Annotated in this window: 18 protein-coding genes; 3 read left to right on the top strand and 15 right to left on the bottom strand. The window is 51.2% G+C overall.

What is annotated here, in order from left to right:
• Positions 1-54: 54 nt before the first annotated feature.
• From SLIP_RS10845 to SLIP_RS10855, 3 genes are all read right to left on the bottom strand, one after another.
• Positions 55-402 carry a hypothetical protein gene (locus tag SLIP_RS10845; RefSeq protein WP_013176334.1) on the bottom strand — a complete coding sequence of 116 codons (348 nt, stop codon included), beginning with the start codon at positions 400-402 and terminating at the stop codon, positions 55-57.
• Between the two features lie 102 nt (positions 403-504).
• Positions 505-1,299: a sulfite exporter TauE/SafE family protein gene (locus SLIP_RS10850; RefSeq protein WP_013176335.1), complete on the bottom strand. Its 795-nt coding sequence runs from the start codon at positions 1,297-1,299 to the stop codon at positions 505-507.
• A gap of 275 nt (positions 1,300-1,574) precedes the next feature.
• Positions 1,575-1,955, bottom strand: a complete 381-nt coding sequence (locus tag SLIP_RS10855; protein ID WP_013176336.1) for an ArsR/SmtB family transcription factor — start codon at positions 1,953-1,955, stop codon at positions 1,575-1,577.
• 197 nt (positions 1,956-2,152) lie between these two features.
• Between SLIP_RS10855 and SLIP_RS10860 the strand changes: the two genes are divergently transcribed.
• From SLIP_RS10860 to SLIP_RS10870, 3 genes are all read left to right on the top strand, one after another.
• Positions 2,153-2,509, top strand: a complete 357-nt coding sequence (locus SLIP_RS10860; RefSeq protein WP_013176337.1) for a PadR family transcriptional regulator — start codon at positions 2,153-2,155, stop codon at positions 2,507-2,509.
• Between the two features lie 67 nt (positions 2,510-2,576).
• Positions 2,577-2,765 (top strand): hypothetical protein, encoded by a 189-nt coding sequence (locus SLIP_RS10865; protein WP_013176338.1) that lies wholly within the window; start codon positions 2,577-2,579, stop codon positions 2,763-2,765.
• A 116-nt stretch (positions 2,766-2,881) separates the two neighbouring features.
• Positions 2,882-3,814 carry a permease gene (locus tag SLIP_RS10870; protein ID WP_013176339.1) on the top strand — a complete coding sequence of 311 codons (933 nt, stop codon included), beginning with the start codon at positions 2,882-2,884 and terminating at the stop codon, positions 3,812-3,814.
• 148 nt (positions 3,815-3,962) lie between these two features.
• Here SLIP_RS10870 and SLIP_RS10875 read toward each other — a convergent pair whose 3' ends face one another.
• The 12 genes from SLIP_RS10875 to SLIP_RS10925 all read right to left on the bottom strand — a co-directional run bounded on the left by SLIP_RS10875 (position 3,963) and on the right by SLIP_RS10925 (position 12,830).
• On the bottom strand, positions 3,963-4,556 hold the full coding sequence (locus tag SLIP_RS10875) for an acetate uptake transporter family protein (protein WP_013176340.1): 594 nt from the start codon (positions 4,554-4,556) through the stop codon (positions 3,963-3,965).
• A 224-nt stretch (positions 4,557-4,780) separates the two neighbouring features.
• Positions 4,781-5,560, bottom strand: coding sequence for a short-chain-enoyl-CoA hydratase (locus SLIP_RS10880; protein ID WP_013176341.1), 780 nt, complete (start codon positions 5,558-5,560; stop codon positions 4,781-4,783).
• Between the two features lie 202 nt (positions 5,561-5,762).
• Complete coding sequence (amrS, locus tag SLIP_RS10885) at positions 5,763-6,770, bottom strand: AmmeMemoRadiSam system radical SAM enzyme (RefSeq protein ID WP_013176342.1); 1,008 nt, start codon at positions 6,768-6,770, stop codon at positions 5,763-5,765.
• 1 nt (position 6,771) lies between these two features.
• A complete protein-coding gene (gene amrA / locus SLIP_RS10890) occupies positions 6,772-7,563 on the bottom strand; it encodes an AmmeMemoRadiSam system protein A (protein WP_423218589.1) in 792 nt (263 codons plus the stop codon).
• Positions 7,560-7,718, bottom strand: coding sequence for a hypothetical protein (locus SLIP_RS12815; protein ID WP_169303766.1), 159 nt, complete (start codon positions 7,716-7,718; stop codon positions 7,560-7,562). The genes amrA and SLIP_RS12815 overlap by 4 nt, the downstream gene beginning before the upstream one ends.
• Entirely contained in the window at positions 7,715-8,398 is a 684-nt protein-coding gene (gene cwlD / locus SLIP_RS10895) for an N-acetylmuramoyl-L-alanine amidase CwlD (RefSeq protein WP_013176343.1), read from the bottom strand. Before cwlD ends, SLIP_RS12815 begins: the two co-directional genes overlap by 4 nt.
• A 209-nt stretch (positions 8,399-8,607) precedes the next feature.
• Complete coding sequence (rpsI, locus tag SLIP_RS10900; protein ID WP_013176344.1) at positions 8,608-9,000, bottom strand: 30S ribosomal protein S9; 393 nt, start codon at positions 8,998-9,000, stop codon at positions 8,608-8,610.
• A 12-nt stretch (positions 9,001-9,012) separates the two neighbouring features.
• Positions 9,013-9,435 (bottom strand): 50S ribosomal protein L13, encoded by a 423-nt coding sequence (rplM, locus tag SLIP_RS10905; protein WP_041433690.1) that lies wholly within the window; start codon positions 9,433-9,435, stop codon positions 9,013-9,015.
• Positions 9,436-9,572: 137 nt separating this feature from the next.
• Positions 9,573-10,307: a tRNA pseudouridine(38-40) synthase TruA gene (gene truA / locus SLIP_RS10910; protein WP_013176346.1), complete on the bottom strand. Its 735-nt coding sequence runs from the start codon at positions 10,305-10,307 to the stop codon at positions 9,573-9,575.
• The gene (locus SLIP_RS10915; protein WP_013176347.1) at positions 10,304-11,104 is read right to left on the bottom strand and encodes an energy-coupling factor transporter transmembrane component T family protein; all 801 of its coding nucleotides are present in this window, start codon (positions 11,102-11,104) and stop codon (positions 10,304-10,306) included. Before SLIP_RS10915 ends, truA begins: the two co-directional genes overlap by 4 nt.
• An 8-nt stretch (positions 11,105-11,112) precedes the next feature.
• Positions 11,113-12,024 (bottom strand): energy-coupling factor transporter ATPase, encoded by a 912-nt coding sequence (locus SLIP_RS10920; protein WP_013176348.1) that lies wholly within the window; start codon positions 12,022-12,024, stop codon positions 11,113-11,115.
• Positions 12,009-12,830, bottom strand: coding sequence for an energy-coupling factor transporter ATPase (locus tag SLIP_RS10925; RefSeq protein ID WP_013176349.1), 822 nt, complete (start codon positions 12,828-12,830; stop codon positions 12,009-12,011). The genes SLIP_RS10920 and SLIP_RS10925 overlap by 16 nt, the downstream gene beginning before the upstream one ends.
• Positions 12,831-12,837: the final 7 nt, after the last annotated feature.

A 12,837-nucleotide genomic window follows, 5' to 3' on the forward strand; every position in this document is an offset into this window, starting at 1 on the left:
TCTCTCGCCCTCCACTCTTTTCTCTGTGAATCGCTTGTAAATTTATGGGTCTACCTAGGCACTCAAAACCTCATCTAGCATGGACTGTATCTGCTCCACATCGATGGCTCCCGCCAACCGCGGCTTGCCTCCTATGCTTATGATAGGAAAGGGGTAGCCGACCTCAGCCAAACGCTGAATCATCGGGTATGCCTTGATCCCCTTTTCTCTCGTATCCACATACTTGACTTCAACCTTTTCTCCATAAGTCCGGCTCAAATCGCAAGCCAGCTTCTCAGTTGCTTCCTTCCAGGAGATGTCTGCCCCGCAGCCTTCATCACTCCCACAGGGAGCAGAGCACCCGCATCCTATGGCTACTGCCTTGCCATCAAACACCTCTACCAGTACCTTTTCGTCCGCCATTTTCTTCACCTCCTTTCCTTCTATAACTGCCGGTAACACCCAGAAAAGCCCGGGTCATGCTTCCCAAGCAAGAGTTTGGCTTCCAATCGGCACCGCGGTAACCTAAATGGTTATGCCGAAGTATATCAGAATGTACTTCAGGGAAACGTACAGGAACAAGAGGCCAAACAAGGTCTTCAGAGCCGCAGGCTTGAACCGGGCCACCAGTTTTGCTCCATAGATGGCACCGATGACTGCTCCCAGACCGAGGGTAATGGCCACCGGGATATTTACCACGTGCTGGTACAGCTTGAAAATAGCTCCCACCAAAGCCATCCACACAAAGGAAGCCATAGAAGTTCCGATAGCGAACCGCATGGGTGCCTTAAACAGGTAGAGAAAAGAAGGCACCAAAGCGTACCCGCCTCCGAGTCCAATTATACCGGTGAGAAAACCGATGGCTGAACCCAATATGCTCTTGCTCAAAGGAGTTCCCGGCAGCCCTTGACCGCTGGCTGGAGCAGGCTGAGGCTGTGCCGCCGCTATTAACCCGGTTATACCCTCGTACAGCATGCGCAGAGTAACCACAATAAAAGCGATGCCGATAATCAAGTCGATCAACGAACCGTAAGGCTTGATATATCCGAAGACGATGGACCCTATGATAACCCCCAGAATACCGCTGTAACCTGTAAGCATAGCGGTTTCTTTGTCGACATTACCCATCTTGATGTGCTGGATAGCCCCCGAGCTCGCAGTAAAGACCACGGCGGTCAAAGTCGTACCTACTGCTAAGGCCGGGGCAAAATCAAACCCGAACCTGATAACCGGCATGATCAAGGCACAACCACCTGTTCCCAACAGCCCGCCAATCACTCCCGCCAGAATACCCACTATAAAGAAAACAAGATAAGTCACTAATCTGCCTCCTCCAATAGACTGTTCCACCGTCATTGACCGTTCGTCAACCAACCATTTACTTCAACATCATCTTTGGCTTCGGTCTCATGTCCAACCCCTTCCAAGCTTCATGGCACCCTGCCCGTTCTAAAACCCTCTGAGCAAAAAGTCGACAATAGGGGGAAAACTAGAAACAGCCTCGCGCAGCAGCGCAAATTTTGTGCCCATGCACTCTCAACCGTTTTTAAAAAGCATTACTGGGCTTTTCGGCGGCCGTTACTGGTACTTTTCGCTCAAGAAATTGGAACCGGCTTTTCTCCCGCCTTACACTGTCTCACCCTAACGTCTTCGTCCAAGACGGCCAGGCGTTCTTTTTCCGGCGCCAACTCTTGTATGTCCTCCAGGTTCCTCTTCATGTAATCGGCAAACAGCTCTATAACCCCAGAACCTATAACCGGGTCCAGGCTGTAAAAACACCTCTGCCGTTCTTTCCTTTCTCTGATCAGACCGGCTTTCTTCAAGACCTTCAGGTGCTGTGACACCCGCGGCTGGCTCATGTCTAAAACAGCCACCAGCTCGCACACGCACAGCTCTTGCAAGGAAAGTAGTTTGACAATCTTTAGCCTGGTCGGTTCACCTAGTGCTTTAAAGAAAATCTCAAGTTCGTTTATCATCGCAGTTCACCTCTATATATAAGCAATGCCTTATATTATTGTGTAGTTTTATAATAATTTGTTTATTAAATCGTGTCAACATTCTTGGCAACTTTTTGCGAATCAGGCTGGCTACGGACATTGACAGCTTCAACGTATATCTCTACAATGTATCTATGGGCTATGTATATCCTCAATAGGTATAGGGGGTGGCGGTTATGATTAGGTACGACTCGAGGGAATATTGGGTCAGCCTTATAAGGATGAGTCTTTCCCGTTTTTTTATACTTCATGCCCTCCATCTGAGACCACTGCACGGGTACGAGATTAGCCGACAGGTGGCGTCTTTTACCAACGGTTGCTGCGCGCCGACCGAGGGCAGCCTGTATCCCTTACTGAGAGACATGGAAGAGTCGGGGATTCTGTCGGTGGCAGTGCAGGTGGTGTCGGGGCGCGAGCGCAAGGTGTACACCCTGACCGAAAAAGGCGAACAGGCATATCAAGTTGCTGCTCAGGCCTGGGGCGAAGCCGCCAGGTACGTGCTGGAAGCGGTAGCAGAGGAATCTCATGTCTGAGCGGTCATCCCGCCTCGTACGCACTTCTGGTTTCAACGATTATGCTTGGAAAGGAGGTGAGGCAACAGTGGCCAACACCAAAGGTGAGAAAGATGAGAAGAAAGGCAGTATTCTATCCCGAATCTTCGGAAAGAGCAGCGGCGGTTGTTGTGGAGTCCAGATTATTCCTGTAGACGAAGCAGCTGATGCTGTCAAGGAAGCCAATGTAGACGCCTCCGCCGGGGATAGCGCGCAGCAGGAAACAAAGAAAAACTAGCAAGGGTAATTCCGCAATACCTGGGTATAACCACCATGAAACCGCGGCTCGGGTCGTCTATAAAGATCCTGCCGCAGGGTATTAATGGCATATAAACGCCACTGAGGAGGATAGTAATGGACGGTCTGAACAGCCTGCGAGAAGCTGCTTATTGGTTTGTGTATATCTCACTAGAGCTAACCATCCTTTTTGTCGGGATTACCTTCATCATCGGGTTGATAACGACCTACGTTTCACCTAAGAAAGTGGAGGGCATCCTCTCCCGATATGGTCGAGGAATTGCTGGAAACATTTTGGGCGCGGTTTTCGGAGGCCTTCTTCCGTTCTGCTCCTGCTCCACTATTCCAGCATTGGTAGGATTGCTAAATGTCGGTGTTCCGTTTCGCATTGCCATGTCCTTCCTGATCGCTTCACCGCTGGGGGTTTTCAACATAGCCGTGATTTCGCTTTTCGCCGTGATCTTTGGATTCAGAGTGGCTGTGCTCTATGTTGTCGCCACTTTCGTAGCCGCGGTTCTCGCGGGCATCATCCTCGGCGGCTTGAACCTCGAGCGCGAGGTTAGAGCGGTGAGGATCGTTGGAGCTCAAGAAGAGGTAGCTATCACAACGGTTGAGGATGCCTCTGGGTGGGAAGCCCTGAAACCAAGACTGGCTGTTGCCTGGGGATTCGCCCAAAACCTTTACCGACAGATGATCCCTTATCTTTTGGTCGGGGTAGGTATCGGCGCTTTCATTTACGGATTCGTTCCGGAAGGCTTTTTCATCAAGTACGCGGGAGCAGGTAATCCTTTCGCTGTGCCGCTGGCAGCCGCGATAGGTGTTCCCATGTACGTCAGAACCGAGACTATGATTCCTATTGCCTCTGCATTTGTAAAGAAAGGCGTTTCGGTCGGCACTGTCATGGCCTTGCTGATCGGAGGAGCCGGAGCCAGCATACCCGAACTCACCCTCTTGTCATCGATATTTAAGCGGAAACTGATGATAGCATACATCGTTACCATCTTTGGTATCGCTACAGTTGTCGGCTACTTATTCAATTTTATTGCCTGATTGAAAGAATCTATTAAGACTACATCTATCCTGTTCTACCAAAACAATAGCAGGTCGCGCGACCTGCTATAATTTTGCTCTTTTTCACAACTATCTTTCTTTAAATGAGTGCAAAATATCTTATCCTAATGTTAAACCGACGCTACCCCTACTTAGCCAGCGGACCGCCGGTCGGGATAATGGTCTTTCCGTACGTTGTATTAAGAACTATAGCAGTAGCTTGCCACAGGCCGAAAATCCCGGTGAAGAGCAGGAAATACCCAGCTATCGGGCTAGCAGATGCTCCTAAGATGCCGAGGTCTCTCAAAGCTACCAGTGGAACAGCCACGTCTAAGCATAGCAAAAGAAGTGTCATCACGAGTGTAGACTTGAAGTATGCGGGAGTCCACAGCCAGAGCGCTATCCACAGGACTAACCAGGCCCAACCATCGATCCTAGCATCTATCTGCCATCCGTTCAATGCAGCAAAATACTTGAATAAGAATTCAAAAGCACCGACAAACATGAAGAAAGCCGCGAAGAAAGTGAACACGTTGCCGCCAGTAACTGCGCCCTCGTTCAGCTCAATCAAGCCGACTATCAGCTGTACAATGCCGCCGCCGATCAACCAGATACCCAACAGGGGAATACAGGTGTGTTCAACTTTGCCGCACAATACTGCGAAGAAAGTGAAACACGCTACTGCCAGTGCTACCAGTCCTGCCGGGGCAGGATTTGCCCATCCTCCACCATGTCCTGACATTAAAAACCCCTCCTCCAAAGAATTAATTCAAGAAATAAATAACACAGACACCTCGGGATAAAGTTTGAAAGCTCACCCCCCCTGCTAACGACTTATGGTAAAGAGGTAACTACAACCTCTTTGCCACCTTACGGCTCCTATCCCGGGTAAAATGGGGTCAGCCCTTTTTGTGTATCTCTTCAGGGCTGACCCGCCTGCCGCACGCTTAGCCAGTGATCTAATCCCTATTTCCCGGTGAACGCCGGCTTTCTCTTTTCTACAAATGCGGTCATGCCTTCCTTCTGTTCCTCGGTCGAGAACAAGATGCCGAAGATATCGGCCTCGATGCCCATAGCCCGGTCGATGTCGACCTGCATGCCTTCGTTGATAGCCTTCTTGCATGCTCTAACCGCGAGTTGTCCCTTGCTAGCGATCCTCTTGGCCACGTTTTTGACATAAGTCATCAGTTCGTCAGCCGGAACCACGTGGTTTACCAAGCCTATACGCAGGGCTTCATTCGCGTCAATCGTGTCGGCGGTGTAGCACAGTTCTTTGGCCATGCCTTCACCCACTAGTCTCGGCAGCCTCTGAGTGCCGCCAAATCCTGGGGTGATGCCCAGTCCAACTTCGGGCTGCCCGAACTTCGCAGCGTCTGACGCTATACGGAAGTCGCAAGCCATAGCCAGCTCACAGCCACCACCAAGCGCAAACCCGTTCACCGCAGCTATGACAGGCTTTTCCATCGTTTCGATCTTCCGGAAAACGGCCTGTCCTAACATGGCAAAAGCCCTGCCTTCCAGAGGTTTCATGTTCTGCATGAAAGTAATATCCGCGCCGGCCACAAAAGCTCGCCCTGCTCCTGTAAGTATAACGACCTTTACTTCCGGATCGGCCGCAGCTGCATCCATAGCTTTTTCGATATCGGCTAACGTTTCTGCATTAAGAGCATTCAGGGCTTTAGGCCGGTTCACGGTTACTATTGCTATGTCTCCTTCTTTCTCGTACAATACATTCGCCAGTTCCACCTTACAGATACCTCCTCGTATTATATTTTTATCTACGTGAGACCAGCATTATACCTTCAAGTTAAAGATCGGCTGTTCCAACGTCGCTAATGGCTGCAAAAGTTGCTAGTCCCCTTTATTTAGATTTCTATTCTAGCTATTCTTTCAAAATCCTTCTCCTGCTAAGAATAAAATTAGATAAAATTCTGCAGGCTTAATAGGACTAGACGTTTTGGTCCCCAACTATAGGCACCGATCCTCCACAACCAGAACATTTTCCTTCCCGAACGCCTTTGATACCTGTATAATAGCCCGAACGCTCCACCAGCAAGTTTCCGCAATCTCGACAATAGGTATTATTGTCGACAGATCCCAGATTGCCAAGGTAAACGTGCTTCAAGTACTGCCTGGCGGTTTCCCGTGCCTGGTGCATAGTGGTGGCAGGAGTAGGCGGAAGGTTGAATTCGCGGGCCGGGTGATAGCGCGACAAATGCAGGACTATATCGGGACTGATAGACGCCAACCACCCCGCCAGCTGGCTAATCTCCTCTGGGCTATCGTTCAATCCCGGAATCAAGAGAGTCGTCACTTCGACATGAGTTCTGCGGCTACAAATCTCTATGGTGCGCATAACAGGGGCCAACCGGCCTTTACAGGTTTTACGATAAAACTCGTCCTTAAAAGATTTTAGATCTATATTCACGGCGTCTACATATGGTAGCAGATCGAGTAGCGGCTCTTCTTCAACGAACCCGTTAGTTACTAGAACATTCTTCAAAGCTCTTTTCCTTGCCAGACGAGCCGTATCGGCCACAAACTCGTACCACACCAGGGGTTCTGAGTATGTGTATGCGATACCGATGTTTCCCCGGCTCCTTACTTCTTCCGCCAGTTGGACTACTTCTTCGGGGTCCAGTCTTCGCCGAGGAACATCCCCCACAACCAGTTCGTAATTCTGGCAAAAGCCGCAAGACAAGTTGCAGCCCACCGTCCCAACCGACAGTATTGCCATGCCCGGATAAAAATGGTATAAGGGTTTCTTTTCAATAGGATCAAGGGCAAGGGCTCCTATTTCGCCGTAGTTGAGGGTGTAAAGCATGCCGTTTTGATTAACCCTGACCCGGCAAATCCCGTTTTTGCCGTTATCTAGGACACATCGGTGGGGGCAGAGCAAACACCGCACTTTGCTTTGTTCTTGTTTCTCCCAAAATCTCGCCTCGTGTCTGTCCATGTTACTTGTACCTCGTTACCTTAAAACGCTCTATCTGGTAAGGCTCGTCTGGTCTAATACCGGCTTTTTGGAGAGCAATACTGATCTGCTGGTCTACCGTATCAACCCCCTCCAAGTCTGGCAGCAGCACCCCGGTCCGGCCTCCGCACCTGACGATAACCCCATACTTCTTGGGGTCCAGCTGATCTCTGCCCGACACAGCTTCCGGCTGGCCCAGTACATCGACCGAGTAAACCAGTTCATCCAGTTCCTCTTCGGTAACCGGAGAAAAGCGGTAATCCCTGGTCCCGGCACTGACCGCATTCTCCCTGATTTCCAAGGCCAGGTTTTTTTGCGTGGGCAAAATGGTACCTATACAACCGCGGAGTTGCCCTTCCTTTTTCAGGGAAACAAATGCACCGGCTGGCTTCTTTAATTCCTGTGGGAGTTCGGGAGGTAGCTCCGCCTTTTTACCCTGACGTACGTACGTCTCCAAGCATTCGCGAGCCCACCTGACTATGGGGGACTCCTGCTGGCGCCGGGACTCGATCTGGCGCCTGTTATCCTCTCTAAGACGGGATAAAAACATCCTGGACTGGTCAGAGCATCCGGGAATAAAACCGGCGACAAGATAACCGACCCCAAACGGGCCTTCGTAAGAAAAGACCAGGCTGGAAAAAGACCTGCCTTCCAAAGCACCCATTAGCACTATTATGGAGCGGTAACCACATTCTCCTGCATTCTCGACTAACTGGGATGGTAGTTCCAGTACCCCCTTGACATCTCCTTGCGCTAGGAGCTCCTTTACCTTCAGGTCGAAGACTTGTCCGTCGGGATGGTAAGAATACGGACCCTCTGAGCGAGTTCTCTCATTCCCTGCACCGTGGCTTGGGCCTCAAGTAGATCGGCCCCTCCGATTTCCGGAACGATAATTGGGGGGTGTGGCATCAAGGCCCCGTAAACTATCATTCTCCCGCCTCCTCAACGTGGTATTTGACGATCCCAGAAAAGATGGCATAAGCTAGGCGAGCTTGGTATGCTTTATCGGCGAGCAAGAACTCTTCTTGCGGATTAGACAGGAATCCGACTTCCAAGATGACAGCAGGCATAGATGTTTTTTCGGTTATGAAGTACACCGCCGGCTTAGCTTCACGGTTAGTATTCCCCAGAATCCTCCTCAATTCCTGCTGGATAGAGATAGCTATGTGCCTGCTTTCTTCGCTGGTAGGACAGTAAAAAACCTGGGCTCCGCTCCACCGGGGGGAGAAGTCGGCATTGCAGTGTATGCTGATGAACATATCGGCTTTTACCTCTTGGGCCTTGGCTGCTCGACGGGCTAGATCCTGTCTCTTCCTTTCGATAAGGCTCCCCTCAAATCCTGAGTCTGCCAGGTCATTGTCTGTTTCCCGGGTCATCACCACTACTGCTCCTGCCTGGCCGAGATAGGTAGCTAAACGCCTTGAAATCTCCAGATTCACATCTTTCTCAAGGGTGCCATTACGCCCGACCGCTCCCGGATCGATTCCCCCATGTCCGGGGTCGATAACGATGATTTTATTCGCAATCGCATAAGATAGCACGCTGTAATCTTCCTCTGCCCCGACTTGTAAACTAGCGATGAACAAAACAGCGGCAAATACCACCGCCATAACGGACTGCACCCTTTTCAGGCGAATAACCAATAGCCACAACCGACCCAGCTGCTATCCCCCCAAGCCTGGAAGCTTACATACCCCCTCTCGTAAACTTATATGCGGCTATTGAAAAATTAAAACCCCGCTTGGTGTGAGAGCGTGAGTAGCGATGGGTGTTGGGCCCCATTTAGAAAGCAAAAAAGGAAGGTTCTTTGCCTTCCTTTTTAGCGTTTGGAGTATTGCGGAGCTTTTCTAGCTTTGTGTAAGCCGTATTTTTTGCGTTCCTTCATGCGCGGGTCTCTGGTCAAGAAACCGGCTCTCCTCAATTGAGGACGGAGATCAGGGTTAGCCTGCACCAAAGCCCTGGCAATCCCCAACCGGACGGCTCCCGCTTGCCCGGTTATTCCTCCTCCGTCCACCCTTGAAATCACGTCAAAACGTCCGGTCATACCGGTCAACTCCAAGGGCTGCATAACCAAGAGCCTCCGGGTCAGGTTGGGAAAGTATTCTTCCATTCGCCGCCCGTTTATGATTATGTTGCCTTCTCCTGGGATAAGCCTAACCCGAGCTACTGCCGTTTTTCTCCTGCCTGTCCCCCAGTACTGGACCTTAGCCATTCTCTCGCCTCCTTACCCTCTTAGTATCCAGGCTTCGGGCTTCTGCGCTTGATGTGGATGATCCGGCCCCCGGTAGACTTTCAGCTTCTTAAACATCTTTTTCCCCAACCGGTTATGGGGGAGCATCCCTTTAATAGCTATCTCCACTGCCTTTTCCGGGTTCTTGTCGAGTAGATCCCTGTACGTCATCTCGCGTAAGCCACCTGGATAACGGGTATGATAAATGTATTTCTTCTTGAGAAGCTTGTTACCGGTCAAGCGAACTTTGTCGGCATTCACCACGATAACGAAATCGCCGGTATCGATGTGCGGAGTGTACGTCGGTTTATGTTTTCCCCGCAGAAGGTAAGCGGCTTGGGCTGCCAACCTTCCGAGGGTCTGCCCGTCCGCGTCTAATACATACCACTTGCGTTCGACATCGGATGGCTTGGCCATAAAGGTCTTCAAACTCGTTCCCTCCTATATCCTATTCGAATAGCTGGTTCTTAAAAGGCTTTGCCCGGTAGCGGGGCTCTACCTCCGGGTATTAGCCTGATGTACCTTTTAATATTACGAAAATCACCACGTATTTGTCAATAAAATACCCTCTTGAGGTACAGGCCGCAGGCCGGCACCGTGGGTCCGGCGCGCTGCCGGTCCCTAGATAGCAATATCTGCTCAACCTCTTCAGGGGCAAGCCGTTTCCTACCGACTTCCAGCAAGGTACCTACCATTATCCTGACCATGTTATACAAAAAACCGTCACCGCAGACGTCGATTTGAAGAAATGGCGGTTTTTCATTTATGCTGACTTCAAACACTGTTCTGACATAGTTCCTGACCCCGCTTCCACTTGCACAAAACGCCATGAAGTCGTGGGTACCTTCCATATATCGCGCTGCCTTCGCCATTGCCGGTAGGTCCAGTGGTTGAGGGTAGTAGTAAGCAAGGTTACGGTAAAAGGTACGTCCTTCTTCCTGGCGATATATCAAGTACCGATAAGCCTTAGCCCGGGCTTGGTAACGAGGATGGAAACCTTCTTTCGCTTTTTCGCTCTTGAGCACCCTGATATCTGAGGGCAGAACAGAGTTGAGAGCTGGGGCAAACCTTTCAGGTGGTATCGGGCTTTCGGTGTCAAAGGCGATAACCTGCCCCAGAGCGTGAACCCCGGCATCAGTGCGACCGGCTGCCAAGACCTTCACCCTTTCGCCTGTGAGCTTGCAGATGGCTGCTTCCAGTTCCCCCTCTATCGTCAGGCCTCGGGGCTGTCTCTGAAAACCGCTGTATCGGGTTCCTTCGTACTCAACTAATGCTTTGATTCTGTTCATCCTCGCCCTCCGGTGAATTGGACACCTATCAATAGAAGGACACCAATTGCCAAGAAAAGATAATCGGTCAACGTCATCTTTGACCTCCTGACCCGACTTCTCTTGCCACCGGCCCCGTATCCCCTGATCTCCATAGCCAGGGCCAGGTCTTCTGCCCTCCGCCAACACCGGCTTACAAGAGGAACTAAAACCGATATTATGCTGTTTAGCCTTGCGCGAAAGTGAAGGGATTCAAAATCGGCGCCCCTCGAGGCCTGGGCCTTTACCATTTCCTCTGCTTCATCAAAAACGATGGGCACAAAACGGATGGCTATGGTGGCTATCATGGCCAGCTCTTCCACCGGAACCCCTACCCTCCGGCAAGGTGTCAGTAAAACCTTTATCCCTTCAGCCAGTTTCACCGGAGAAGTAGTAAAGGTTAGCCATTGGGCTACCCAACAAACCAGCAGCAGTTTCATCCCTGTGGTTAGGGCCTGCCTAACCCCTTCTTCTTTAAGGGCGATGCCGTGTTCAGCGGTGAGATTTAACACCTGACTCAGGAAAAGCTGAGCAGCCACCGTCACTGCCACCAGCACCAGCATCGGTTTGAGGCTTCGAACGTACTGCGTAGCGGGTACTCGGGACAAGATGGTAAAAACAATTACCAGCCCTGTTACCAAGCTGAGCTCGACAAAATCGCCGGCTAGGAACGCCGCCGTCGCCAAGATGAGCGTCAAAAGCAGTTTAGTATGAGGTTCTAACCTGTGTACGGGAGATTCTACCGGTATATACTGTCCAAGTACATTTCCGCCAGACATTGTCTTGTTTACGCTCCGTTTTCTCGAGGGCCCGAATGCTCTTGCTTTCGGCTGCGGCAGCGCAGGTGCGCAGACCTGAGTAACCTTTCCAGTTCGTCGGCGGCTTCTTCCACATCAGTCACCGCCAGGTTAATCTCGGGACACCGCTTTTTAATCTCCAACAATACCCGATGCCACACGGGAACCTCAATACCGGACGCCACCAATTCGCTGCAATGATTCAGCACAGTTCTGGTCGGCCCTTGCATAATCAGACGCCCTTCTTTTAAAAGCAACAACCTATCACTTATCTCGACCAGGTCTTCCAGGTCATGGGATACTAATACAACCGTGGTGCCTTCACCTTTCAGACGAAGTATAAACTGCTTCAGGTGCTGGCGAGCAACAGCGTCAAGCCCTGCCCATGGCTCATCTAAGAGAACATAATCAGGCCTCATCGCCACCATCCCGGCCAAGGCCACCAGCCGTTTTTGCCCTCCGCTTAAAGAAGCGCAGGTCCGTTCAGCGTATCTTGCCGGTGGTAGCCCCACCTGTTCCATGGCCCAGCATACCCGATTTTCCAATTCTTCTCCCCTCAATCCCAACTGCCGCGGACCGAAGGCTATATCTTCTCTAACGGTCAACTCGAAGACCTGCTTTTCCGGAAACTGAAAGGCAAGAGCCACCTTCCTGCGCAATTGAGTCAGCTTTTCTCCACCTAATTGGTCGATGCGCTCGCCGTCGATGAAAACCTGTCCTGAGCTCGGTTTGAGCAGGCCGTTTAAAAGCTGTAGAAGGGTCGACTTTCCCGAGCCGGTCGGTCCGGTGATTCCCGTGATGTCGCCTTTGGTCATGGTGCAGGTAATGCACTCAAGTGCCGCAGTTTGGAAAGGAGTGCCCGGGTGGTAGATTAAGCTTACCTCTTCTAAACGGATTGACATAGTGTTTTTACCATCTCTTCTACGGTTAGAATCGGCTTTGGAAGCTGGAATCCGCGGCGTCTTAGTGCATCTGCCAACCGGGACAAAGGGGGAGGATCTATCCCCGATGCTATCAGGAGTTCTTCGTCTCCCATTATGTCCTTCGGGTATCCTATCGCCCGTACCTGTCCTTCGTCTAGGATGACTACTCTCTTGGCCCAAATCATCTCTTCTGCCCGGTGCGATGTCATCACAACGCCGATCCCTTCGGTCTCATTGAGCTGAGCGAGGACGGCTAACACTTCTCTACGACCCCTAGCATCTAGCATGGCGGTGGGCTCGTCTAAGACAAGGTACCTGGTCCGTATAGCCAAAAGGCCGGCAATAGCTAATCTCTGTTTTTCTCCGCCCGACAAGAACCGGGGAGAGCTATTCCGGTAGCCCGTTAGCCCCACACTTGCCAGTGCTTCCTGCACCCGGTGCTCAATTTCCTCTAGAGGCACCCCCAGGTTTTCCGGCCCAAAAGCCACGTCCTCTTCGACCAGGGTTGAGACAATCTGGTTTTCCGGGTCAGATAACATCAGGCTTACAAACCGGCGAATGGTCCTCTTATGGGACCTTTCCCTGGTGTCCAGTCCCATTATCCGAACTGTTCCCCGGATAGGAACTATCACTCCGCTCATCAGTTTAGCCAGAGTCGATTTACCCGAGCCGTTTCTACCCAGTATCACCACAAAATCTCCGGGTTCGACAGAAAAAGTTATGCCGGTTACCGCGGGGGGTTGACCGGCTTCGTAAACGAAATGCACGTTGTTCAGTTCTAGCATAAGCCTC

The organism is Syntrophothermus lipocalidus DSM 12680, from assembly GCF_000092405.1.
In the GTDB taxonomy this organism is placed as follows: Bacteria; Bacillota; Syntrophomonadia; order Syntrophomonadales; family Syntrophothermaceae; genus Syntrophothermus; species Syntrophothermus lipocalidus.

Coding starts and splice junctions, on each gene's coding strand:
- SLIP_RS10855 (WP_013176336.1), bottom strand. CDS start 1,955: ATGATAAACGAACTTGAGATTTTCTTTAAAGCACTAGGTGAACCGACC.
- cwlD (WP_013176343.1), bottom strand. CDS start 8,398: ATGGCGGTGGTATTTGCCGCTGTTTTGTTCATCGCTAGTTTACAAGTC.
- rplM (WP_041433690.1), bottom strand. CDS start 9,435: ATGGCCAAGCCATCCGATGTCGAACGCAAGTGGTATGTATTAGACGCG.
- truA (WP_013176346.1), bottom strand. CDS start 10,307: ATGAACAGAATCAAAGCATTAGTTGAGTACGAAGGAACCCGATACAGC.
- SLIP_RS10845 (WP_013176334.1), bottom strand. CDS start 402: ATGGCGGACGAAAAGGTACTGGTAGAGGTGTTTGATGGCAAGGCAGTA.
- SLIP_RS12815 (WP_169303766.1), bottom strand. CDS start 7,718: ATGATAGTTTACGGGGCCTTGATGCCACACCCCCCAATTATCGTTCCG.
- amrS (WP_013176342.1), bottom strand. CDS start 6,770: ATGGACAGACACGAGGCGAGATTTTGGGAGAAACAAGAACAAAGCAAA.
- rpsI (WP_013176344.1), bottom strand. CDS start 9,000: ATGGCTAAGGTCCAGTACTGGGGGACAGGCAGGAGAAAAACGGCAGTA.
- SLIP_RS10875 (WP_013176340.1), bottom strand. CDS start 4,556: ATGTCAGGACATGGTGGAGGATGGGCAAATCCTGCCCCGGCAGGACTG.
- SLIP_RS10920 (WP_013176348.1), bottom strand. CDS start 12,024: ATGTCAATCCGTTTAGAAGAGGTAAGCTTAATCTACCACCCGGGCACT.
- SLIP_RS10870 (WP_013176339.1), top strand. CDS start 2,882: ATGGACGGTCTGAACAGCCTGCGAGAAGCTGCTTATTGGTTTGTGTAT.
- SLIP_RS10925 (WP_013176349.1), bottom strand. CDS start 12,830: ATGCTAGAACTGAACAACGTGCATTTCGTTTACGAAGCCGGTCAACCC.
- SLIP_RS10915 (WP_013176347.1), bottom strand. CDS start 11,104: ATGTCTGGCGGAAATGTACTTGGACAGTATATACCGGTAGAATCTCCC.
- SLIP_RS10860 (WP_013176337.1), top strand. CDS start 2,153: ATGATTAGGTACGACTCGAGGGAATATTGGGTCAGCCTTATAAGGATG.